This window comes from Paracoccus subflavus (assembly GCF_004310345.1).
Lineage (GTDB): Bacteria > Pseudomonadota > Alphaproteobacteria > Rhodobacterales > Rhodobacteraceae > Paracoccus > Paracoccus subflavus.
Genome location: NZ_SISK01000006.1, coordinates 181,679 through 202,882, shown reverse-complemented (window position 1 = coordinate 202,882; position 21,204 = coordinate 181,679). Strand labels below are relative to the sequence as shown.

At 64.8% G+C, this 21,204-nt stretch carries 21 protein-coding genes, 1 tRNA gene and 1 pseudogene; 15 read left to right on the top strand and 8 right to left on the bottom strand.

What is annotated here, in order from left to right; translation table 11 throughout:
• Positions 1–108, top strand: a pseudogene (locus EYE42_RS10055) (IS5/IS1182 family transposase); the annotation flags it as partial.
• Between the two features lie 9 nt (positions 109–117).
• Here the strand turns inward: EYE42_RS10055 and EYE42_RS10050 are convergent.
• Positions 118–2,202: a glycosyltransferase family 2 protein gene (locus tag EYE42_RS10050; protein ID WP_130991185.1), complete on the bottom strand. Its 2,085-nt coding sequence runs from the start codon at positions 2,200–2,202 to the stop codon at positions 118–120.
• A gap of 54 nt (positions 2,203–2,256) precedes the next feature.
• Positions 2,257–3,411, bottom strand: a complete 1,155-nt coding sequence (gene carA / locus EYE42_RS10045) for a glutamine-hydrolyzing carbamoyl-phosphate synthase small subunit (protein WP_130991184.1) — start codon at positions 3,409–3,411, stop codon at positions 2,257–2,259.
• Between the two features lie 131 nt (positions 3,412–3,542).
• Here carA and EYE42_RS10040 point away from each other — a divergent pair, with 131 nt between their 5' ends.
• Both EYE42_RS10040 and EYE42_RS10035 read left to right on the top strand, forming a co-directional pair.
• The gene (locus EYE42_RS10040) at positions 3,543–4,004 is read left to right on the top strand and encodes a GatB/YqeY domain-containing protein (RefSeq protein WP_130991183.1); all 462 of its coding nucleotides are present in this window, start codon (positions 3,543–3,545) and stop codon (positions 4,002–4,004) included.
• 38 nt (positions 4,005–4,042) lie between these two features.
• Positions 4,043–4,234, top strand: coding sequence for a DUF3008 family protein (locus EYE42_RS10035; RefSeq protein WP_130991182.1), 192 nt, complete (start codon positions 4,043–4,045; stop codon positions 4,232–4,234).
• Here the strand turns inward: EYE42_RS10035 and EYE42_RS10030 are convergent, their stop codons facing one another.
• The 4 genes from EYE42_RS10030 to lipB form a co-directional block, all read right to left on the bottom strand.
• On the bottom strand, positions 4,235–4,708 hold the full coding sequence (locus EYE42_RS10030) for a DUF2244 domain-containing protein (protein WP_342772706.1): 474 nt from the start codon (positions 4,706–4,708) through the stop codon (positions 4,235–4,237). It abuts the gene before it with no gap.
• Between the two features lie 30 nt (positions 4,709–4,738).
• The gene (locus tag EYE42_RS10025; protein ID WP_130991180.1) at positions 4,739–6,415 is read right to left on the bottom strand and encodes a cytochrome c oxidase subunit I; all 1,677 of its coding nucleotides are present in this window, start codon (positions 6,413–6,415) and stop codon (positions 4,739–4,741) included.
• A 226-nt stretch (positions 6,416–6,641) separates the two neighbouring features.
• Positions 6,642–7,097 carry a c-type cytochrome gene (locus tag EYE42_RS10020; RefSeq protein ID WP_130991179.1) on the bottom strand — a complete coding sequence of 152 codons (456 nt, stop codon included), beginning with the start codon at positions 7,095–7,097 and terminating at the stop codon, positions 6,642–6,644.
• Between the two features lie 103 nt (positions 7,098–7,200).
• Positions 7,201–7,845, bottom strand: coding sequence for a lipoyl(octanoyl) transferase LipB (gene lipB / locus EYE42_RS10015; RefSeq protein WP_130991178.1), 645 nt, complete (start codon positions 7,843–7,845; stop codon positions 7,201–7,203).
• Positions 7,846–7,943: 98 nt separating this feature from the next.
• On the opposite strand from lipB, the gene EYE42_RS10010 reads away from it, so the two are divergent.
• A tRNA-Leu gene (locus tag EYE42_RS10010) sits at positions 7,944–8,030 on the top strand.
• Between the two features lie 487 nt (positions 8,031–8,517).
• On the opposite strand, the gene EYE42_RS10005 is transcribed toward EYE42_RS10010, so the two are convergent.
• Both EYE42_RS10005 and EYE42_RS10000 read right to left on the bottom strand, forming a co-directional pair.
• Positions 8,518–8,745, bottom strand: a complete 228-nt coding sequence (locus EYE42_RS10005) for a hypothetical protein (RefSeq protein ID WP_130991177.1) — start codon at positions 8,743–8,745, stop codon at positions 8,518–8,520.
• Positions 8,729–9,085: a hypothetical protein gene (locus EYE42_RS10000; RefSeq protein WP_342772705.1), complete on the bottom strand. Its 357-nt coding sequence runs from the start codon at positions 9,083–9,085 to the stop codon at positions 8,729–8,731. The genes EYE42_RS10005 and EYE42_RS10000 overlap by 17 nt, the downstream gene beginning before the upstream one ends.
• Here EYE42_RS10000 and EYE42_RS16570 point away from each other — a divergent pair.
• The 11 genes from EYE42_RS16570 (at position 9,074) to recA (ending at position 21,203) form a co-directional block, all read left to right on the top strand.
• The gene (locus tag EYE42_RS16570; RefSeq protein ID WP_165455761.1) at positions 9,074–9,337 is read left to right on the top strand and encodes a hypothetical protein; all 264 of its coding nucleotides are present in this window, start codon (positions 9,074–9,076) and stop codon (positions 9,335–9,337) included. The two genes, EYE42_RS10000 and EYE42_RS16570, sit on opposite strands and share 12 nt — an antisense overlap.
• Positions 9,334–9,519, top strand: a complete 186-nt coding sequence (locus tag EYE42_RS09990; protein WP_130991175.1) for a PfkB family carbohydrate kinase — start codon at positions 9,334–9,336, stop codon at positions 9,517–9,519. The genes EYE42_RS16570 and EYE42_RS09990 overlap by 4 nt, the downstream gene beginning before the upstream one ends.
• A 117-nt stretch (positions 9,520–9,636) precedes the next feature.
• Positions 9,637–10,965, top strand: coding sequence for an extracellular solute-binding protein (locus tag EYE42_RS09985; protein WP_130991174.1), 1,329 nt, complete (start codon positions 9,637–9,639; stop codon positions 10,963–10,965).
• A gap of 73 nt (positions 10,966–11,038) precedes the next feature.
• Positions 11,039–11,947: a carbohydrate ABC transporter permease gene (locus EYE42_RS09980; RefSeq protein ID WP_130991173.1), complete on the top strand. Its 909-nt coding sequence runs from the start codon at positions 11,039–11,041 to the stop codon at positions 11,945–11,947.
• A complete protein-coding gene (locus EYE42_RS09975) occupies positions 11,944–12,858 on the top strand; it encodes an ABC transporter permease subunit (protein WP_130991172.1) in 915 nt (304 codons plus the stop codon). The genes EYE42_RS09980 and EYE42_RS09975 overlap by 4 nt, the downstream gene beginning before the upstream one ends.
• Positions 12,859–12,860: 2 nt before the next feature.
• On the top strand, positions 12,861–13,949 hold the full coding sequence (locus EYE42_RS09970) for an ABC transporter ATP-binding protein (protein WP_130991204.1): 1,089 nt from the start codon (positions 12,861–12,863) through the stop codon (positions 13,947–13,949).
• A gap of 31 nt (positions 13,950–13,980) precedes the next feature.
• Positions 13,981–14,799: a sugar phosphate isomerase/epimerase family protein gene (locus EYE42_RS09965; RefSeq protein WP_130991171.1), complete on the top strand. Its 819-nt coding sequence runs from the start codon at positions 13,981–13,983 to the stop codon at positions 14,797–14,799.
• 662 nt (positions 14,800–15,461) lie between these two features.
• On the top strand, positions 15,462–16,631 hold the full coding sequence (locus tag EYE42_RS09955; protein WP_130991170.1) for a nucleotide sugar dehydrogenase: 1,170 nt from the start codon (positions 15,462–15,464) through the stop codon (positions 16,629–16,631).
• A gap of 6 nt (positions 16,632–16,637) precedes the next feature.
• Complete coding sequence (locus EYE42_RS09950; protein WP_130991169.1) at positions 16,638–17,780, top strand: RsmB/NOP family class I SAM-dependent RNA methyltransferase; 1,143 nt, start codon at positions 16,638–16,640, stop codon at positions 17,778–17,780.
• 80 nt (positions 17,781–17,860) lie between these two features.
• On the top strand, positions 17,861–19,951 hold the full coding sequence (locus EYE42_RS09945) for an ATP-binding response regulator (RefSeq protein ID WP_246020695.1): 2,091 nt from the start codon (positions 17,861–17,863) through the stop codon (positions 19,949–19,951).
• Between the two features lie 175 nt (positions 19,952–20,126).
• Positions 20,127–21,203, top strand: a complete 1,077-nt coding sequence (recA, locus tag EYE42_RS09940; protein ID WP_130991167.1) for a recombinase RecA — start codon at positions 20,127–20,129, stop codon at positions 21,201–21,203.
• Position 21,204: the final 1 nt, after the last annotated feature.

Below are 21,204 nucleotides of genomic sequence, written 5' to 3'. Positions count from 1 at the left end.
TTCTGTCGCATCAAGGACTTCCGCCGCGTCGCCACCCGCTACGACAAGCTCGCCTGCACCTACACCGCAGCCATAGCCCTCGCCGCTATCGTCACGTGGTGGTTATGAGGCTGGACCCTAGGCCGACTTGCGGATCGGGGCGGCGGCAGCGGCTTCGTCGATGACGATCATGTCCTTTGCGCGCACGTGATCGGGCAGGGGGCCTGTGTCCCGCCGGTCGCCGATCTGGCCCAGCAGCGGCAGGGAAACGGTTCCGTCGGCAGGCATGACCACGATGTCGCTGGCATCAAAGATGCCATGCGCCGTCTTGTCCCAGTAGAAGGGTTTGACCACCACCTCGTAAATCGCCTTCCAGCCCGCCAGGCAGCCCAGCGGGAAATACAGGTGCAGGCTGGGCACCCAGGCCATCAGGTGACGGTGCTTGTTCCCGCGCACGGCCCACATCCCCACCCCGATGGACAGCAGTTCCGAGGCGATAAAGGTGCCGAACAATGCGGGAATGGCGTAACCGCCCCAGACCCCGGCCAGCGGCTCGCGCAGGGGATGGGGCAGGCCCAGGCTCAATAACCAGAAGCTCCACAGAACCGGGGCCAGCAGGTATTGCGACAGGCTGCCCAGGAACTGGACCTGAAAGCCGATGAACCGGCGCGGTCCCAGCTCGCGCCACAGGGCGCGGGGGTTGCGCATATGGACCCCCCAGGTCATCGCATAGCCCTTGAGCCAGCGCGACCGCTGCTTGATCCAGGGCAGGGCGCGGCAGTTCGCCTCCTCGTCCGTGGTGGTGTCGATGATCTGGGTCCGCCACCCGCGCCGGGCCAGCCGCACGCCCAGGTCGGCATCCTCGGTCACGTTCCAGGCGTCCCAGGCGCCGACCTGTTCCAGCGCGTCGCGGCGAAAGAACAGGGTGGTGCCGCCCAAGGGCACCACCAGCCCCAGCCGCGCGACGCCGGGCAGGATCACCCGGAACCAGGCTGCGTATTCGATGGTAAAGCAGCGCGCCAGCCAGTTGGTGCGCGGATTGAAGTAATCCAGCGCCCCTTGCAGGCAGGCAACATCGGGGGCCGCGAAATGAAAGCCGCGCGCGATCTTGTGCAACTGGTCGGGATCGGGCCGGTCCTCGGCGTCCCAGACGCCAACGATCGAGCCCCGGCAGAAATTCAGCGCATAGTTCAGCGCGCGCGGCTTGGTCTGGATCGGGCCGCTCGGAACCTCGACCACGCGGAACCAGCCGGGCAGGCGGATGCCCTGCAGGGCATTGCGGGTAACGTGATCGCTTTCCTCGATCACCAGAAGGATGTCGGTCAGTTCGCGCGGATAATCCAGCCGCGACAGCCGGTCCATCAGCTTGCCGGCGACGTCGCTTTCCCGAAACAAGGGCACCATGACCGAGATGACCGGCAGGGGCCCCGACATTTCGGCTTGCACGGACCGGCCCTGAGCCATGCCGGCGGCCTGCGCCCGATCCTCGATCCCGGCGCGGCGGCTTGCCAGCAGCGCCAGCAGCTTCAGCCCGCTTTGCGACAGCAGCGACAGCGTGGCCCACAGGGTCAGCGCCGACAGGATGGCGACGGGCGCCAGCCACAGGCCCGCAGCAAGCGCCGCCATGGCCCCCAGGGCCATGCGGCCCATGCGCGATTCGTTGCGCGACCGGCAGCTTTCGGCGGCGGGCACGCGCAGTTCGGCCCGGCGGATCATGGCGATGCGGCGGACGGCCAGAACGGCGGTCTTGATCTGGTCCTCGCTGCACAACAGCATCCGCACCTGACCGAACTGGGCAGGGAACTGCGCGGTCAGCGCTGCGAATGCCTCGGGCCGTGCGGTGGCGATCCAGGTGACGCCGCCGATCCGGCGCCAGGGCAGCACCGCGTGGGTCAGGCAGAACTCGACGCCCAGGGCGTCGATCAGGCGGGGATCGCCCGGCGTCCGGGCCGGGTCAAGGGCCGTGGTCCGCCACTGGCGGCAGAGCGCGCGCAACAAGGCCTCGGGCGTGACCCAGCCCTGCGCCAGAAGGATCTGGCCCAGACGGCTGTCCTGCCGCCCGCGCATGACGCTGGCCTTCAGCAGGTTGCCGGGATCGACCGCGCCGTCTTCCAGCAGAAGCTGGCCCAGGGGCAGGTGGCTGCGGGGTGCAAGGGTTGGCGGCAGCGGGGATTCAGCCGCAGCCTCGACCCGGGAAAGAGCAGCAAAATCGGCACTGGCCATGAACGATTCCTTGAAGGATCGTTCATGGGTCGCATAAGAACGGTTAAGAAGGTGTTAAGTGCCAGTGCGCCGATCGCGCATCGAATCCGCGAACTGGCGGAACAGATAAAGGCTGTCCTGCGGTCCGGGCGCGGCCTCGGGATGATACTGGACCGAAAAGACCGGCTTGTCCTGAACCCGGATGCCGCAGTTGCTGCCGTCGAACAGGCTGACATGGGTTTCCACGACGCCGGCCGGCAGCGTCTGGCTGTCCACCGCAAAGCCGTGGTTCATCGAGGTGATCTCGACCTTGCCAGTCTGCACATCGCGCACCGGGTGGTTGGCGCCGTGATGTCCGTGGCCCATCTTGACCGTCCTTGCCCCAAGCGCCAGCGCCAGCATCTGATGGCCGAGGCAGATCCCGAAGATCGGCAGGTCGCGGTCCAGAAGCCCCTGGATCATCGGCACGGCGTATGCACCGGTCGCCGCCGGATCGCCCGGCCCGTTGGACAGAAACACGCCTTCGGGGTCGTGGGCCAGAACCTCGTCGGCGGTCGCGGTGGCGGGCAGCACGGTCACGTCGGCGCCAAAGGCCACCAGCGATCGCAGGATGTTGCGTTTCGCCCCGTAATCCAGGGCCACCACCTTGAAGGGCTTGCTTTCGGGCGAGGTGCCGAAGCCCTTGCCCCATTCCCAGGCCCCCTGGTCCCAGCGATAGCTTTGGCGGCAGGTCACCTCTCGGGCCAGATCCAGCCCTATCAGGCCGGTCCAGTCGCGCGCCTTGGCAACCATGGCGGCGATGTCGAAGTTCCCGTCAGGATCATGGGCCAGAACCACATGGGGGGCACCCTGCTGGCGGATCGCGCGGGTCAGGCGGCGGGTGTCCACGCCGCCGATGCCGATCCGGCCCCGACGGGCCATCCAGCCGGGCAGGTCGCCTGCCGCGCGCCAGTTCGACGGATCGGTCGGGTCCCAGCGCACCACGATGCCGCTGGCGACCGGGTCGGGGGCCTCGTCATCCTCGGGGGTGATCCCGGTGTTGCCGATATGGGGAAAGGTGAAGGTGACGATCTGGCTGGCGTATGAGGGATCGGTCATGATCTCCTGATAGCCGGTCATGGCGGTGTTGAAGACGAGTTCGGCCACCACCTCGCCCGCGGCACCAAAGCCCTGTCCATAGAAAACGGTTCCGTCGGCAAGCGCAAGGCAGCCGGTTGGTTTGTTGGCCATGGCACGCACCCTTTGTCTGAAATCTGCCGGTCAATAGGGGGAGGCGTATGCGAGGTCAAGAACATCGCCAAGCCTTGATCTGGCCTGCCCCTTGCCCTAGACCGCAGGCTTTCGCGCCACGGGAGACGCCAATGGACCTGCGAGCCACCCTGCAAGCCGCCACCAAGGAGGCCATGAAGGCCCGCGACAGCGCCCGGCTGTCCACGCTGCGCCTGATCGGCGCGGCCATCAAGGACCGCGAGATCGCGGCCCGCACCGGCGACGGCGAAGGTACGCTGAGCGATGCGGATCTGGTGGCGATCCTGTCGAAGATGGTCAAGCAGCGCCAGGAATCCGCCAAGGCCTATGAGGAAGGCGGGCGGCTGGAACTGGCCCAGAAGGAAGAAGACGAAATCACCGTGATCCAGCAGTTCCTGCCCCGGCAACTGTCCGAGGCGGAAACGGCGGCGGCCATCGACGCGGTGATCGCCGCGCTGGGGGCGACCGGCATCCGCGACATGGGCGGCGTCATGGCCGAACTGCGCAGCCGCCATGCGGGTCAGATGGATTTCGGGGCGGTGGGACCGATGGTCAAGGCGCGGCTGCTGAACTGAATCGCCCTGCGCGGGTTGAGGGGCAGGAGGTATCTGCCATGCCCGCCAAGTCGAAAGCCCAGCAAAAGGCAGCCGGGGCCGCCTTGTCCGCCAAGCGCGGCGACACGAGGGTCAAGGATCTGAAAGGCGCGTCCAAGGACATGTATGACAGCATGAACGAGGAGCAGCTTGAGGATCTGGCCAAGACCAGCCGCAAGAACAAGCCTGAGCACGTCGCCCAGGACGAGTGATCAGCGCAGCCGCGCCAGGCGGCGTTGCAGATCGTCGTGCAGGCTGCGGCGTTCTTCGGGCGTCAGAAAGGCGCCGAGCTCGATCTCGCGCCGGCCGTCCGTCAGGGTCAGATAGGATTCGACCGGCCCACGCCGGAGGGTGGCACGCAGCCAATGGCTGTTGGTGGTCCATTCGCGCAATCGCCCGCCGGGGTCGCGGCGCGAGACATGGGCCGTGCGGCGGTCCAGCGTCAGTTCCTCGGCCATGTCGCCCTGGGCATAGCTGCGCTGGATGGCGAACCAGATGCCCGCGATGACCAGCAGCATGAACGGAAGCAACCCCCACAGGACGGCTGTGCCCAGCATCGCCACCACCGGCAAGGCCATGAAGCCGGCGGTCAGGCCGATGAACCAGACAAAGCCGCGCCGGGGCAGCGACCGATAGGGCCACAGGACGACCCGATATGAAACGGCCCCGGTATGATCCGGGGCCATGTCTTGCCATTCATAAGGCATCTGCGGGCATCAGTGGGCGTGGCTGCGGTCCCAATCCTCGCGCCGCGGAAGCTGCTCGAACGTATGCTCCGGCGGAGGCGACGAAAGGGTCCATTCCAGCGTATCGGCGTATTCGTTCCAGTAGTTGTTGGCGGTCACGCGCTTGCCCGCGAACAGGGTATAGAACACGATGCCGATAAAGAACAGGAACGAGGCAAAGGAAAGGTATGCGCCCAGCGAGCTGATATAGTTCCAGTAGGCAAACTCGACCGGATAGTCGATATAGCGCCGCGGCATCCCCTGACGGCCCAGGAAGTGCTGGGGGAAGAACGTCAGGTTCGAGCCGATGAACATCATCCAGAAATGCAGCTTGCCGGCCCATTCCGGGTACTGGCGGCCCGACATCTTGCCGATCCAGTAATATACGCCCGCAAAGATGCCAAACACCGCGCCCAGCGACATCACGTAATGGAAATGCGCCACGACGTAATAGGTGTCGTGATACACCCGGTCCAGGGGCGCCTGGCTCAGCACCACGCCGGTCACGCCGCCCACGGTGAACAGGAACAGGAACCCGAAGGCCCAGAGCATCGGCGTCTTGAATTCGACCGAACCGCCCCACATGGTCGCGATCCACGAGAACACCTTGATGCCGGTGGGCACCGCGATGGTCATGGTCGCCAGCATGAAATAGCTCTGCTGGGTCAGCGACAGCCCCGAGGTGTACATGTGGTGCGCCCACACGACGAAGCCCAGGATGCCGATCGCGGCCATGGCCAGAACCATCGGCAGATAGCCGAAGATCGGTTTCCGGGAAAAGGTCGAGATGACATGGCTGATGATGCCGAAACCGGGCAGGATGATGATATAGACTTCGGGATGGCCGAAGAACCACAGGATGTGCTGATACAGCACCGGATCGCCGCCGCCCGCCGGATTGAAGAAGTTCGTGCCGAAGTTGCGGTCCATCAGCAGCATGGTGATGGCGCCGGCCAGAACCGGCAGGGCCAGCAGGATCAGCCAGGCGGTGATGAAGACCGACCAGGCGAACAGCGGCACCTTGAACAGTGTCATGCCGGGCGCGCGCATGTTCAGGAAGGTGGTGATGATGTTGATCGCACCCAGGATCGAGGAAGCGCCCGACACATGGACGGCAAAGATCGCCAGATCCATGGAATAGCCCATCTCGGACGTGGACAGGGGGGGATAGAGCACCCAGCCCACGCCCGACCCGGTCTGGTCCGAACCGCCCGGCGACAGCAGCGAGGCCAGACCCAGGGCCACGCCCGCAACAAACATCCAGTAGGACAGGTTGTTCAGGCGCGGAAAGCTCATGTCCGGGGCGCCGATGTGCAATGGCATGAAATAATTGCCAAAGCCCCCGAACAGTGCAGGAATGACCACAAAGAACATCATCAGGACGCCGTGATAGGTGATCATCACGTTCCACAGATGGCCGTTGGGGGTGCATTCCGCTGCCGCGTCGGCGATGAAGCGTGCGCCCTCGAGGCACATGTATTGCACGCCGGGGTTCTGCAATTCCATCCGCATGTACACGGTGAAGCTGACCGAGATCAGGCCCACGAGTCCCGCGGTGAACAGATACAGAATGCCGATGTCCTTGTGATTGGTGGACATGAACCAGCGGGTAAAGAACCCGCGTTGGTCGTGATGGTCGTCGTGGCCGTGAACGGCTGCGTCTGCCATACCCGAACTCCCTCAGATATCGTGATCCGGTCAGGCAGACCGGTGGTTGTGGATGCGTTCTAGACCAGCCATGCGCACCGGGCAATGCCTGACAAAGACGTGATGGTCGGCTTTTGGATGACGATGACACAAGGGGTGTCCGAAGGAAGCCCGAAAATCAAAGAGGGCCGGCCCAGACAGGCCGACCCGCCATCCGGCGCCTGCGCCAGATTGCCGCAGTCGTCCCTCAGCCGGACGTGTCCTCATCGGCGGGCTGGTCCGCGGCCTCGCCGCCGGGCGATATGCTGGCCAGATAGGCGGCGATATCCTGCTGATTCTTGTTCAGCTTGAAGGTCATCTTGGTGCGTGCGGACGTATCGCCGGTCTTTTCCTGCACGAACTTGTTCGGGTCGGTGATATAGGCGGCCAGATCCTCGACCGTCCACACCTCGCCCGAGGCGTTCAGCGCCAGCAGCGCCTCGGAATACTTATAGCCTTCCTGCGATGCGGCCGCCTTGCCCACGATGCCGTAGAGGTTCGGTCCCGTCGCACCGCCTTTCACGATATCTTCGCCATCGGGCGACTGGATCATGTGGCAGGCCTTGCACTTGCGGAATTCCTTTTCGCCCGTTGCAATGTCCTGGGCGCCCGCAGGCAGGGCTAGGGTCGCGCCCGTCAGGGCGACAATCATGGCAAATCGCATCGTCTCTCCTCGCTGTTCCAATCGCTGGAAGTCCCGGAACAAGTGATAACCGGCAACAGGCCGATTGCCACCTGTCAGAAGGTCGCATTTGCGTGAAACGCGCTTAACCGAAGATCGGTTCAAAGCGATGATGCAGCGCCACGTCCAGGTCGGCCATGCTCACGGGCAGGCCAAGATCGACCAGGCTGGTAACGCCATGACCGCTGATCCCGCAGGGCACGATGCCGCCGTAATGGGACAGGTCGGGTTCGACGTTGATGGCGATGCCATGAAAGCTGACCCAGCGGCGCAGCTTGACCCCGATGGCTGCGATCTTGTCGTCGCGGGGGCTTCCGTCGGGCAGCGGGGGCTTGTCGGGGCGCGGCACCCACACGCCCACCCGCCCCTCGCGGATCACCCCGGTCACGCCGAATTCGGACAGCGCGGCGACGACCCAGGCTTCCAGCCGCGCGACAAAGGCCCGCACGTCCCGGCCGCGGCGGTTCAGGTCCAGCATCACATAGACGACCCGCTGGCCCGGCCCGTGATAGGTGTACTGCCCGCCCCGCCCGGCGACGTGAACCGGAAAGCGGGCCTCCAGCAGGTCGGCCCTCTGCGCGCTGGTGCCGGCTGTATAAAGCGGCGGATGTTCCACCAGCCAGATGGCCTCGGGCGCGTGCCCGCCATGGATCGCGGCCACGCGCGCCTCCATGAAGGCCAGGGCCTTGTCATAGTCGGTCAGCCCGTCGGTCGTGATCCAGTCCACCATGGGCGGCATCTGGACCGCGGCCGGCGCCAGGTCAAGCGCCCAGAATCCCCCTTTTCAATCTGCCACGCCTCGGGTATCACCCGCCGCACTGCCCGGATGCGGTCGTGGCGGAATTGGTAGACGCGCAGCGTTGAGGTCGCTGTTCCTTAACCGGAGTGGAAGTTCGAGTCTTCTCGACCGCACCATCCTTGCAGGAAAAAGCATTCCTGACCAGAAACTTCGTCTTATTGGTCGCCGGAGGATCCCCCAGTTCATCCCCGTCGCACGGCGTTGCATCGGCGCCGGTTGAGAAGATGAGTGTTGCGAGCGGCTGGAAGGCTGTGGTCAGCGAAGATGCCTCTGCGACCAAGCAGCCGATATCGTCTCCCGGAGGGCGGTGAAGGCACCTTGGTCCCATCCGGAGAAAGTCTGCCTCCCAAGCGTCGATCCTGAATTCCTCAAAGCGCAAGCGCCTACAGTTCACGTGCCGGTGAATGCGGGTCATCTACAAACCCTGATCTCTCCTGTCCCGCCCTGCATGCCTTCTGCTGGGATCGAGGTTTGGGTTGCCCCGGAACCCTGCGAATCCGGGCTTGGCCACGCCGCTTCTTATGCTAGGATCTATCCCGCGCAACGTCTTGTTGCGCGGGGTTTTTTTTCGAGTTGCGCAGCGGAAAAATGCCCCCAGTGCAGTCAAAGCAGAACGAGTTGCGCCGGTTTTTCCGCAGGGGCTTTTGATCTTTGCTTGCCGTGGAACACCGGACTGAGCGCATATTGCTTGTCCGTAAAGAACAGAATCTGCACATGGCCGGGATGGGGGACGAGGTCGCCAACCTGACGTGCATGGCTTTCCGCCTTCTCCTTGCTCCACGCATGCCGAAGATGGCCTGAAAACCGAACCATTTCAAAGCCAAGGTCCAACAGGTTGCGCTTTCCATGTCAGCGGAAACGGCTCCATTGAATTCGCCAGTGTCGCCTCCGGCCCCTGCCTCCTGTCCCGGATCGCCTCGACGATGTCCGGCGCGAGCAAGGTGAGCCGCATGACGCGGGTCATGTAGCAGCGCGCAATCCCCTTGCTCTCAGGCAGTTCGGCGATGGTCGCGACCTCCCCCAGCTCCAGCACCCGCTTACAGCGGCACGCGCGGTACACCATCGTGACGAGCGTGCTATCGGCCCTGCGAGGCTGAGTGGCTGCCTCAGGCAACTGCATCTCCTTGAGACCGCCGCGCTTCACGATGCGGAATGGAACATGGATCGTCATGGTTTCGGGAGCCGGCGTGCCGCGGGTCAGGCAGCCGCTCCCGTATCACCTGCCCGCAGCTCGGGCGCGGAGGCTGGCAAGGCCGTCAACGCGCAGCCCGGCATTCAGGCCGTCCTCACCGCCGGGGTCCAGGCGTTCGACCAGCAGCGCAACGATGCGCGCCTGCTCGGCGGGGAAGAGTTGGTCCCACAGCGGGTCGATTTGCTGCCGGTTGGTGCGGGCATCGGCAGGCTCATGCCCCGCACCAAGTGAGCGTCCCCCCGGTGCCGCCGGTGGATACGACTGGGGCGGGCGCTGTCTTCGTCGGCCTGTTTCTCGCCGCGATCCTGCCGGGCGGCCCGGCTGTCGCAGCGCTGGACCTGGCGCTGCATGGGGCAACGCTGTCGGCGACCGGGCTTGGCGTCAATACGGCGCCCCGCGCGCGGACCGGCTGAACGCCGCCAACCCGGTGGTGCAACACAAAACATTCACAGGAATTTCGCACCGTTGAAACGTTTACGCGCGAGCCATGCCCGTCGGAACCAGTTGCCGTTCTGGCGAGAGGAGAGACCATGAAAACCGTATTCCAGGCCGCGATTCTGGGCGCCGCCGTCCTGCCTGCCGCCCCCGCGGCGGCACAGACCGAGATCTCGATGTGGTTCGGCCTCGGCGGCCGCCTGCAGGACGAGGTTCTGGCACAGTGCGATCGGTTCAACGCCGCGCAGTCCGAGGTCCGGATCACTTGCTCGCGCGAAGGCACCTACGACGAGATTCTGCAAAAGGCGATCGCCGCCTATCGGACCGGAAACCACCCGCAGATCTTGCAGGTGGTGGACCGCGGCACCGGCACCATGATGCTGTCGGATGCGGTCGTCCCGGCCCACGAGCTTGTCGCGACCTATGGCCTCAATGTCGACTGGAACGATTACTTCAGGGTGATCGGCAACTACTATGCCGACAGCGAAGGCAACTATTGGGCATTCCCGTTCAACTCCTCGACGGCAATGGTCTATTACAACACCGACGCGCTGGCGGCGGCGGGCTATACGTCGTTCCCCCGCACCTGGGAAGAGTTCGACCAGTTGCTGGTGGACCTGCGCGACAAGGCCGGCTTTTCCTGCCCGTTGGCGTGGTCCATCGACCTGTGGTCGGACATGGAACAGTTCTCGGCCATCCACAACATCCCGGTGGCCACGCAGAACAACGGTTACGCGGGCCTCGACGCCGAACTGGTCATCAACCAGACACCTTTCGTGGCCCATATGGAACGCCAGCTCGGCTGGTACCGTGACGGTCTGGTGAAATACGACCCCGCCTTTGACGCCCGCAGGTCGATGTTCGTGAACGGCGAATGCGCGATGTTCTTCGATTCCATCGCGGGCTACACCAGCGCACAGGATCTCGCCGCCGAGACGGGTGTGAAGTGGACGGTCGCGGAACTGCCGCACAACGCAGGCGTAACCCCGATCAACAACCTCGTCGGCGGCGCCGCGCTGTGGACGATGAAGGGCTTCACCGAGGAGGAGTACCGCGCGGTCGGTGCCTTCTACGCCTTCCTTGCCGAGCCCGAGCAGCAGAAGCTGTGGTCAGACGGCACCGGTTACTTCCCGGTCACCGTACAGGCCTACGAAGACCTGGTGGCCGAAGGCTATTACCAGCGCCCCGAGAACCTGAACCGCGACTTGGCCGTGAAGAGCCTGCTGCGCGGCGAACCCACCGACCTGTCCAAGGGCATCCGACTGGGCAATTATGTTGAAATCCGCAACATCATCACAGAAGAGCTGCAAAAGGCGCTGACCGGAGATGTGACGGTGCAGGCTGCACTCGATACGGCGGTGGAACGGTCGAATATCCTCCTCCGCCGGTTCGAGGACACGTACGCGGGCCGCACCCTGCCTTGACCGGGTCATCCTTCCCCGCTGTTGCGGCGTCCGCATTCGGGCGCCACTCCTTCCCCACACCCCGGATAATCCGATGCTGAAGCGCGTCCTGTTCGAAAGCCGCTGGCTGCCCTACGCCCTGCTCGCGCCGCAGATCCTTATCGTCTTCGTGTTCTTCTACTGGCCCACGGGCCAGGCGCTGTTCTGGTCCTTCACGCTTGAACCGCCCTTTGGCGGCGCGGCGACCTGGGTCGGCCTGCGCAACTTCGGCGACATCCTCGCCAGCGGCGAATACTGGCAGGCGGCGGTCAATACCGCAGTGTTTGCCCTGGCCACTACAGTCGTGTCACTGGTGCTGGGTCTGCTGTTCGCCATCTTTGCCGACCGGGGCCTGCGCGGACTTGCGATCTATAAGACCGGCATCATCTGGCCCTATGCTGTCGCCGCCCCCGCCGCCGCCGTGGTCTGGCAGTACATCTTTCAGCCGTCGGTAGGGTATTTCGGGATTCTGAACCTGGTCTGGCCGGGCATCTGGAACCCGCTGCTGAATGGCACTCACGCCATGATCATGGTCATTGCGGTATCGTGCTGGCTGTCTGTCACGTTCAACTTCGTGTTCTTCCTGGCGGGCTTGCAGGCGATCCCCAATTCCCTTGTGGAAGCCGCGGCGCTGGACGGCGCGGGGCCCGTACGGCGCTGGTTCGACCTGGTGTTCCCGCTGATCTCGCCCACCTTCTTCCTGCTGATCGTGCTGAACGTCGCCATTTCGTTCACCGAAGGCTTTGGCGTGATCCATGTCATGACGCAGGGCGGACCCGGCAACGCGACCGAGATCCTCGTCTACAAGATCTATCGCGACGGGTTCGTCGGGCTGGACTTCTCGTCCTCATCGGCCCAGTCGGTGATCCTGATGGGCCTCGTGGTCGTCCTGACGCTGACCCAGTTCCTGTTGATCGAGCGCAAGATCCACTACGCGGGCGACGACAAGGGGACGCGGCGGTGATCGAGAACACGCGCGTCCTGAACATCGTCACCCACGCGATCCTGATCGCAGCGCTTCTGGTGATGTGCTTTCCGCTTTATGTGCTCGCGGTCACCGCCACACTGCCCTACGAACGGCTGGGCGAGGTCCCGAAGCCGCTGGTCCCCGACACCCACCTGACCGCGAACATTCGCGAGGCCTGGGTGCGCGGGAACTTCGGTATCTACTTCCTCAACTCGCTTGTTACGGCCACGCTGATCACGCTGGGCAAGATCGCGTTGGCCACGATCACGGCCTTTGCGCTGGTGTATTTCCGCTTTCCCGGCCGGACGCTCGCGTTCTGGGCGATCTTCATCACGCTGATGCTGCCGCTCGAGGTGCGCATTGTACCGACCTACGAGGTCGTCGCGAACGCGCTCCTGCCAGCACAGCAGATTCTCGAATGGACCGGGATGACCTGGCTGATTGGCGCGCTGTCGGGGGTCGAGGTGGCGCTGCAGTGGAACATGATCAACAGCTACTGGGGCCTGACGCTGCCGCTGATCGCGACAGCGACTGGAACTTTCCTGTTCCGCCAGTTCTACCTGACCGTGCCGGATGAATTGGCCGAGGCAGCCAAGCTGGACGGCGCAGGGCCGATGCGGTTCTTCCTGGACGTGCTCTTGCCCCTGTCGCGGACGAACATCGCCGCTCTTGCGGTCATCATGTTCGTGGCGGGGTGGAACCAGTATCTCTGGCCGCTTCTCGTCACAACCGGTCCGGACTATCGCACCCTGACCCTGGGCCTGACCTTCCTTGCCCCCGATGCCGATGCCGTCGGCGACTGGAACGTGACGCTGGCCGGCGCCCTGATCGTGATGCTGCCGCCGGTCCTGGTGGTGGTCCTGGCGCAGCGGTGGTTCGTCAAGGGCCTGGTAAATGCGGAGAAATGACAATGCCTGAGGTCGAGTTCGATCGGGTCGAAAAGACCTTTGGCGGCACGCGCGTGCTGCATGGGGTGTCGCTGGACATCGCACAGGGCGCGTTCGCCGTGATCCTCGGGCCGTCGGGCTGCGGCAAGTCCACGCTTTTGCGGATGCTTGCGGGGCTGGAGCGGGTCAGTGCGGGCGAGGTGCGCCTGAACGGCCGCCGCATGAACGACGTTGCCGCCAAGGACCGCGACCTGGCGATGGTGTTCCAGAACTACGCGCTTTACCCGCACATGACGGTGGCCGAAAACCTGGGCTACGCACTGAAGGTGGCGCGCGTGCCCCGGACCGAACGCGCCGCCCGAGTGGCCGAGGTGGCGGCGACCTTGCAGTTGTCAGAAATGCTCGACCGCCGCCCAGGGCAGTTGTCGGGCGGCCAGCGCCAGCGCGTCGCCATGGGCCGAGCGATCATCCGGCGCCCGCGCGTGTTCCTGTTCGACGAACCCCTGTCGAACCTCGACGCCAAGCTGCGCACCCAGATGCGGATCGAGATCAAGCGCCTGCACCTGAAGCAGGGCGTGACCAGCCTGTTCGTCACTCACGACCAGGTCGAGGCGATGACGCTGGCGGACCGGCTGGTGGTGATGAACGCGGGCCGCATCGAACAGGCGGGCACCCCGTCCGAGGTTTATCACCGCCCCGCGTCGGCCTTTGTCGCGGGGTTCCTGGGCACTCCGCCGATGAACCTGATCCCGGCCGAACCGACCGCCGATGGGCGTGCGGTCGAGGTCGAGGCCCTGGGACGCTTCGTGGTCGAGGGTCCGGCGCTTCCCGGGCGCGCGCCCCTGATTGCGGGGCTCAGGCCCGAACACGCCTCGCGCGGGCCGGGCGTCAGCCTGCCGGTCGAGATGGTCGAGGAACTGGGCAACGGGCGGCTGGTGCACCTGCGCTGCGGCGACCGGCTTGTGGCGGTGATGCTACCCGAAGGCGACCGCGCCCCGGTAGCGGATCGCCTGTCCATCGCGTTCGACCCAGACCGTCTGATGCTGTTCGCGGCCGACGGTTCGGCCCTGCCGCAGCGCCTGCGCGCCATTGCGGTCCGAACCCACGCCTGATCTCACCCCCATCCCCGAAAGGATCCCCACCATGACCCTGCCCGTGATCGGCGCCTGCCTGATGATCGAGGACCTGGAAACCTACCGCGACTGGCTGATCGAGCGTCAGCGTGACCTGGAACTTCAGTCGTTCCACGACTCTGCCGTTCTGGACGGCGACTGGCAGGCGCTGGTGGACCGCGCCCGCGCCCTGCTTGACGGTCATACCGGCCGGCTGGGTATCCATGGGCCGTTCATGGGCCTGAACATCGGGTCCAGCGACCCCGCCGTGCAGGCCGTCGTCGCGCGCCGGATGGATCAGGCGCTGGACATCTGTGCGGCCCTCGGCGCGACCCAGATGGTGATCCATTCACCCTACACGCCCTGGGACCACGCCAACATGGACAATTTCCCGCGCGGCCGAGAGCGCATTGTCGAGTGCGCCCACGCCTCCATCGGGGGCGCCGTCCGGCGTGCCGCCGACCAAGGCGTGACGCTTGTGCTCGAGAATATCCAGGACGTGGACCCGATGGAACGCCTTCGGCTGGTGGACAGCTTCGGGTCCGAGGCTCTGCAACTGTCGGTGGACGTGGGCCACTCCAACTGCCTGCACTTCTCGGAAAACGCGCCGCCGGCGGACTATTTCATCTCGGCCGCTGGAAACCGGCTGCACCACGTCCACCTGCAGGACACCGACGGCTACGCCGACCGCCACTGGGCGCTGGGCGAGGGCACGATCCGCTGGCCTGCGATCTTCCGTGCGCTCGAGGGCCTGACCTCGGCCCCGCGGCTGGTGCTGGAGTTGCGCGACAAGGCGGGAATCCCAGCTTCGATACGCCTGCTGACCGACCTTGGACTGATCGAGGGCTGACAAGGCATCCCAAAGAGTGGGCCTGTTCCCAAGCTCAAGTGGCTGGGCCCACTCTGACTTTCCCTATTGGCCTAGGTCATCCCCCCAAGGTGCGGTTCAAGCCCGCCGCACCATCGCGCGTGAGGCTTGCCCAGTTGCTCTCAAGGGCGTCGTGGGCCACGGGCCGTCAGCAGGTCATGATCGTGCCTCCTCGCGGTACGGTGGCGTGCCCGGGCGTTGATCGGATCAACCTGACTGGCAACATCGCCCGGTATTCGGCCGCCTTCTCTCGAGCCTGCTTCAGGGTCACGGTCAGGATGCTGCCCAGACCATCTCGCGCCGCCGACCATGAAAGGTGTAGCGAAAAACCCACTGTGGCCGCTGCCATCCTCGCGCTTCACCAGCCGCAGACGCGCGCGGTCTTCGTGCTTACCGGCAGCCCGTGACTGCCCTGCTACGGCGTTCAACTTGAGTATCCGGATTCCCCGGACGGCAGGCGGGGCTGCAAGGCGCTGCAAGGCTGTCAGCGACACAGAATACCTGCTTTTACAGAGAAAAATTTGCATGTAAGACAACGTGAGCCGGTGGAATAGGGATTGATGCTGCGTTTTGACCGCACCGTTGTTTCCTTGCATCGTCACTGCGGCACAATCGGGCATCGGCCTGCTGCGAATGAGGGTGTCATGAAGATTGCCGTTTTCGGTCTGGGCTATGTGGGGCTTTCCAACGCGGTGCTGTTGGCGCAGCATTCATCGGTCGTTGCAGTCGATATCGATGCGGGCCGGGTCGCCGATGTGAACGCCAGGCGCAGCCCCATCGAGGACGCCGATGTCCTGCGCTATCTTGCCGAACGCGATCTGGACCTGTCTGCCACGACGGATGCCGCAACGGCCCTGTCGGGCGCCGATTTCGTGGTGGTAGCAACCCCCACGAACTATGACCCGCGCACCAACGGCTTTGATACGACCTCGGTCGAGGGGGTGATCGACACCGCGCGCCGGCACGCGCCCGCCACGCCGATCATCGTCAAGTCCACGGTGCCGGTGGGTTTCACCCTCCGGATGCGGCAGCAGACCGGCTTTGGGGGCATCGTCTTTTCGCCCGAATTCCTGCGTGAAGGAATGGCGCTGCACGACAACCTGCATCCCAGCCGCATCGTGATCGGCGACAAGGGCGATGCCGCGCACCGTTTTGCCGATCTGCTGACGCAGGGTGCGATCGCCGAGAATGTCCCGGTTCTGTTCACCGAACCGACCGAGGCCGAGGCCATCAAGCTGTTCTCCAACACCTTTCTGGCAATGCGTGTGGCCTATTTCAACGAACTGGACAGCTATGCCCTGACCCATGGGCTGGATTCCCGCGCCATCATCCGGGGGGTCGGGCTGGATCCGCGGGTCGGCGACTATTACAACAACCCGTCCTTCGGCTATGGCGGCTATTGCCTGCCCAAGGACACGAAACAGCTATTGGCGAACTATTCTGCGGTGCCGCAGAACCTGATCGCGGCCATCGTGGACTCCAACCGCACGCGCAAGGATTTCATCGCCGACCAGATCATTGCGCAAAATCCCCGCACGGTGGGCGTCTATCGGCTGGTGATGAAGGAAGGGTCGGACAATTTCCGCGACAGCGCCATCCAGGGAATCATGAAGCGGATCAAGGCCAAGGGGATCGGCTGCGTCGTCTATGAACCTGCGCTTAAGGACGAGCACTTCTTTCATTCCCCGGTCGAGCGCGACCTTGCGGCCTTCAAGGACCGGTCGGACCTGATCATCGCCAATCGCCGCCACGACGATCTGACCGATGTGGCCTACAAGGTCTTTACCCGCGACCTGCTGCAACGCGACACCTGATCGGCGATGACCCCGGGCGCCCGCATATCGGCCGCGATCGAGGTTCTGGACGCCATCCTGGCCGGGCGCCCGGCCGAACAGGCCCTTTTGCGCTGGTCCCGCGCCAGCCGATACGCCGGGTCTGGCGACCGGGCGGCAGTGCGCGACCTGGTCTTTACTGCCCTGCGCCGCCGCAACAGCCACGCGGCCCTGGGCGGCGCGCTGACGGGGCGGGGGCTGATGATCGGCGGGCTTCGCGAGGCCGGGCACGATCTCGCGGCGCTGTTCACCGGGCAGGGTCATGCCCCTGCGCCGCTGGTGCCGGGCGAAGGCAGCGGTTCGGCCGCCGACCTGTGCGATCTGCCGGACTGGCTTCGCCCCCTGTGGGACCGGTCGCTGGGGGACCGCGCCGGCGCGGTGGCCGCGGTGATGCGGGATCGCGCGCCGGTCTGGCTGCGGGTCAACACCCTGAAGGCCACGTCCCAGACGGTGATCGCGGGTCTGGCGGCCGACGCTATCGCCGCCGCGCCCCATGGGTGTCTGGAAACCGCGCTGGAGGTTCTGGAAAACGAACGGCGGCTGTCGCGGTCCCCCGTTTATTGTAACGGCCTGGTCGAGTTGCAGGATCTGTCGCCGCAACTCGCCTGCGCGGCTCTCCCCATCCGACCGGGAATGCGCATCCTGGATTATTGCGCGGGGGGCGGCGGCAAGACTCTGGCCATCGCGCCACGGGCATCCGGTCTGACGATGGTGGCACATGATGCCGATCCGGCCCGCATGGCAGACCTGCCGGTTCGTGCGCGGCGGGCGGGTGCGCAGGTGCAGGTGACGGCCGCTCCATCCGGAGCCTTTGACTTGGTGGTGGCCGATGTGCCCTGTTCGGGGTCGGGCACATGGCGCCGCACACCCGATTCGAAATGGCGCCTGACCCCCACGTCGCTGGGTGATCTGACCGCCCTGCAATCGGCGATCCTGCGCCGGGCGGCCCGGCATGTGGGGCGGGGCGGGCATCTAGCCTATATGACCTGTTCGGTCCTTGATGTGGAAAACGATGATCAAATCGCGGAATTTCTTGATGACGTCCCGGATTTTTCACCCGTTTCCCGTTACCTGTGGACACCGCTGGACGCCGGCGACGGTTTTTTCCTGGCCTTGATGGAGCGTCGATGACCCGCCACAGCGTCGTTAACGCAATCTTAAGCGGTCTGGCGTTATCCACTCTGAAGCGGGGCGGACGACGGAGGCGACGGATGGTTTTCGGGGAAACGCAATCGGCGGCATCGCGCCATGCGGCGGTGGCCTTGCCGATCCTGATGTTCCCGGTGGTCATGGCCGCCGTGACCGCCCTGGCCGCTCCGCAGAGCGGTTACGGGGCTCTGGCCCTGGCGATCGGGACTGTCGCTGTGGCCTGGTATGTCCTGGGGGGCGTCATTTCGCTGACCTATGTCCTGGACCGGCTGGCGGCGCGACGGACTTTGGCCCGCATCCGGGACGAGGTCGCGGCCACTTTCGATCCGATCTGGATCTGTGATTCCGACGGGCTGGTGATGATGCAGAACGATGCCTCGCGCACCGGCTTCGGCGACATTGCCGGACAGAATGTCCTGTGCCTCTTGTCGGGCTTGCGGGCGGATGCGGATACCGATCTCGCCGGCCTGGTGCGTCGGGCGGGCCATGCGGGTTGCGCCGATCTGACCCTGGCGTCAGGCGACATGCTGACGCTCAGCCGGGCCGAGGATGCGCCCTTGCAGGTCTGGTCCTATCACCGCCAGGGCGCTCCTGCCCCGCTGGCCGAAGCCGGGCCAGAGGCCAGCGACGATTTTGATGTCATTCCCGTGGCGCTGCTGCGCATCGCGCCCGATGGACATATCCGCCGGGCCAATGCCGCCGCCCGCCGCCTGCTGGGAAACCGCCTGCCCGAGGGGAGCGATCCGGTTCATCTCGGCAGCCTTCTGGACGGTCCGGGCCGCCCCGTCGGCGAATGGATTGCCGAAGTCTGTGCGGCGCGGCGCGATACCATCCGTCCCGAGGTTCTGCGGCTGCGATCCCCCGACGACGCCGCCGGAGAGCAGTTCTTTCAGGTCACGCTGGCGGTCGATTCGGTTGAACAGCCGGGCGTGATCGCCGTGCTCAGCGATGCCAGTGCGCTCAAGACCCTCGAGGCGCAGTTCGTGCAAAGCCAGAAGATGCAGGCCATCGGCCAGCTTGCGGGCGGGGTCGCGCATGATTTCAACAACCTGCTGACGGCCATTCGGGGGCATTGCGACCTCCTGATGCTGCGGCACGACAAGGGCGATCCCGACTATGCGGATCTGGACCAGATCGGCCAGAACGCCAACCGCGCGGCTGCGCTGGTCGGGCAGTTGCTGGCCTTTTCCCGCCGCCAGCAGTTGAAGCTGGAAACGCTGGACCCGCGCGATGTGCTGGCCGACCTGACGCATCTTCTGAACCGGCTGGTGGGCGGAAAAGTCACGCTGACCATCAGCCACGATACCGCGCTGCGGGCCATCCGCGCCGACAAGCGGCAACTGGAGCAGGTCATCATGAACCTGGTCGTCAACGCCCGCGATGCCATGCCCTCGGGCGGCAATATCGAGATCCGCACCGATGTCGCGACCATCGGCGACGCAAACTGTCTTGGCAAGGTGTCCGTGCCGCAGGGCGAATACCTGCGCATCCGCGTCACCGATGAAGGCTGCGGCATCGACCCGGCCCTGCGCGACAAGATCTTCGAGCCGTTCTTTACCACCAAACGCGTGGGCGAGGGGACCGGTCTGGGTCTGTCCACCGCCTATGGGATCGTCAAGCAGACCGGCGGCTATATCTTCTGCGACAGCGAACTGGGCCGGGGAACCTGCTTTTCACTGTATTTCCCTGCCCAGGCGGGCGTCCCGGAACCTGTCCGCCCGGCCATCGCGCTGACCCCTGCAGTGACCGCCGCCCCAGTGCCCGACCGCCGCGCCTCGGTCCTGCTGGTCGAGGATGAAGCCCCGGTTCGCGCCTTTGCCGCCCGTGCGCTGCGGCTCAAGGGATACGAGGTCCACGAGGCGGCAAATGCCGAAGAAGCGCTGGCCCTGCTGGACATCATCCCGGCTGTGGACATTTTCGTCACCGACGTGGTGATGCCCGGCATGGATGGGCCCACCTGGGTGCGTACGGCCCTGATGGACCGCCCGGGCACCCGTGTCGTCTTCATGTCGGGCTATACCGAGGATATCTTCGGCGAAGGCCATGCCCCGGTTCCGAATGCCGTCTTTCTGGCCAAGCCCTTCAGCCTGCAAGAGCTTTCTCAATGCGTGGCGCAGCAGTTGCAAGGTCCCCCACGCCGCCTAGATGCCTGAGCCTGCCGCAAGAGAACCCGTGTCGAAACGACGCGGACCGTATATGGTCGGGGTCTTGGTTAACGCTTGAAAAGGTCGTGCTGAATGCGCATCTAGGCCCAGAACAACTAGAGAACATGACCGCGGCCGTTTGATTGCCTTGTCCGCGGCGCTGTGGAATAACCATGAGGACGATATGGTACAGGCGAGCATCTTCGACATGAACGACAAGCGCAGCGCGGACAAGCAGAAGGCGCTCGACAGCGCCTTGGCCCAGATCGAACGGCAGTTCGGCAAAGGCTCGATCATGAAGCTGGGCAAGGACAACCCGGTGACCGAGATCGAGGCCACCTCGACCGGCTCGCTGGGTCTGGACATCGCGCTGGGCATCGGCGGTCTGCCCAAGGGCCGCATCATCGAGATCTTCGGGCCGGAAAGCTCGGGCAAGACCACGCTGACGCTGCATGTCGTGGCCGAGGAACAGAAGAAGGGCGGGGTTTGCGCCTTTGTCGATGCGGAACATGCCCTTGATCCGCAATACGCCAGGAAGCTGGGCGTGAACCTTGATGAACTGCTGATCAGCCAGCCCGACACCGGTGAGCAGGCGCTGGAAATCGTGGACACGCTGGTGCGGTCCGGCGCGGTCAGCCTGGTGGTTGTCGACTCGGTCGCGGCGCTGACGCCCAAGTCGGAAATCGAGGGCGACATGGGCGACATGCAGATGGGCAGCCAGGCCCGCCTGATGAGCCAGGCGATGCGCAAGCTGACCGCCAGCATCGGCCGTTCGAACTGCATGGTGATCTTCATCAACCAGATCCGCATGAAGATCGGGGTGATGTTCGGCAACCCGGAAACCACCACGGGCGGCAATGCGCTGAAATTCTATGCCTCGGTCCGTCTGGATATCCGCCGCACCGGCGCGGTCAAGGACCGGGACGAAGTGATCGGCAATGCCACCCGCGTCAAGGTCGTCAAGAACAAGGTCGCGCCGCCCTTCCGGCAGGTGGAATTCGACATCATGTATGGCGAAGGCATCAGCAAGGTCGGTGAGTTGATCGATCTGGGTGTCAAGGCCGGCGTGGTCGAGAAGTCGGGGGCCTGGTATTCCTATGGTGATGAGCGCATCGGCCAGGGGCGCGAGAATGCCAAGCAGTTCCTGCGCGACAATCCCGACAAGGCCATGGCAATCGAGGACAAGATCCGTGCCAGCCACGGCCTGGAATTCGCCGTCGCGGGTGGCGAAACCGATGACGACAGCCTGACCGAGGAATAAA

Excerpts from the sequence above, each read along its gene's own strand:
- EYE42_RS09945 (WP_246020695.1), top strand. The coding sequence starts at position 17,861 with ATGGTTTTCGGGGAAACGCAATCGGCGGCATCGCGCCATGCGGCGGTG.
- EYE42_RS10035 (WP_130991182.1), top strand. The coding sequence starts at position 4,043 with ATGCCCGCCAAGTCGAAAGCCCAGCAAAAGGCAGCCGGGGCCGCCTTG.
- lipB (WP_130991178.1), bottom strand. The coding sequence starts at position 7,845 with ATGGTGGACTGGATCACGACCGACGGGCTGACCGACTATGACAAGGCC.
- EYE42_RS10020 (WP_130991179.1), bottom strand. The coding sequence starts at position 7,097 with ATGCGATTTGCCATGATTGTCGCCCTGACGGGCGCGACCCTAGCCCTG.
- EYE42_RS10025 (WP_130991180.1), bottom strand. The coding sequence starts at position 6,415 with ATGGCAGACGCAGCCGTTCACGGCCACGACGACCATCACGACCAACGC.
- EYE42_RS10040 (WP_130991183.1), top strand. The coding sequence starts at position 3,543 with ATGGACCTGCGAGCCACCCTGCAAGCCGCCACCAAGGAGGCCATGAAG.
- EYE42_RS10000 (WP_342772705.1), bottom strand. The coding sequence starts at position 9,085 with ATGACGATCCATGTTCCATTCCGCATCGTGAAGCGCGGCGGTCTCAAG.
- EYE42_RS09980 (WP_130991173.1), top strand. The coding sequence starts at position 11,039 with ATGCTGAAGCGCGTCCTGTTCGAAAGCCGCTGGCTGCCCTACGCCCTG.
- EYE42_RS09970 (WP_130991204.1), top strand. The coding sequence starts at position 12,861 with ATGCCTGAGGTCGAGTTCGATCGGGTCGAAAAGACCTTTGGCGGCACG.
- EYE42_RS09965 (WP_130991171.1), top strand. The coding sequence starts at position 13,981 with ATGACCCTGCCCGTGATCGGCGCCTGCCTGATGATCGAGGACCTGGAA.
- EYE42_RS09950 (WP_130991169.1), top strand. The coding sequence starts at position 16,638 with ATGACCCCGGGCGCCCGCATATCGGCCGCGATCGAGGTTCTGGACGCC.
- EYE42_RS10030 (WP_342772706.1), bottom strand. The coding sequence starts at position 4,708 with ATGGCCCCGGATCATACCGGGGCCGTTTCATATCGGGTCGTCCTGTGG.
- EYE42_RS10050 (WP_130991185.1), bottom strand. The coding sequence starts at position 2,202 with ATGGCCAGTGCCGATTTTGCTGCTCTTTCCCGGGTCGAGGCTGCGGCT.
- EYE42_RS09955 (WP_130991170.1), top strand. The coding sequence starts at position 15,462 with ATGAAGATTGCCGTTTTCGGTCTGGGCTATGTGGGGCTTTCCAACGCG.
- recA (WP_130991167.1), top strand. The coding sequence starts at position 20,127 with ATGGTACAGGCGAGCATCTTCGACATGAACGACAAGCGCAGCGCGGAC.
- EYE42_RS09985 (WP_130991174.1), top strand. The coding sequence starts at position 9,637 with ATGAAAACCGTATTCCAGGCCGCGATTCTGGGCGCCGCCGTCCTGCCT.
- carA (WP_130991184.1), bottom strand. The coding sequence starts at position 3,411 with ATGGCCAACAAACCAACCGGCTGCCTTGCGCTTGCCGACGGAACCGTT.
- EYE42_RS16570 (WP_165455761.1), top strand. The coding sequence starts at position 9,074 with ATGGATCGTCATGGTTTCGGGAGCCGGCGTGCCGCGGGTCAGGCAGCC.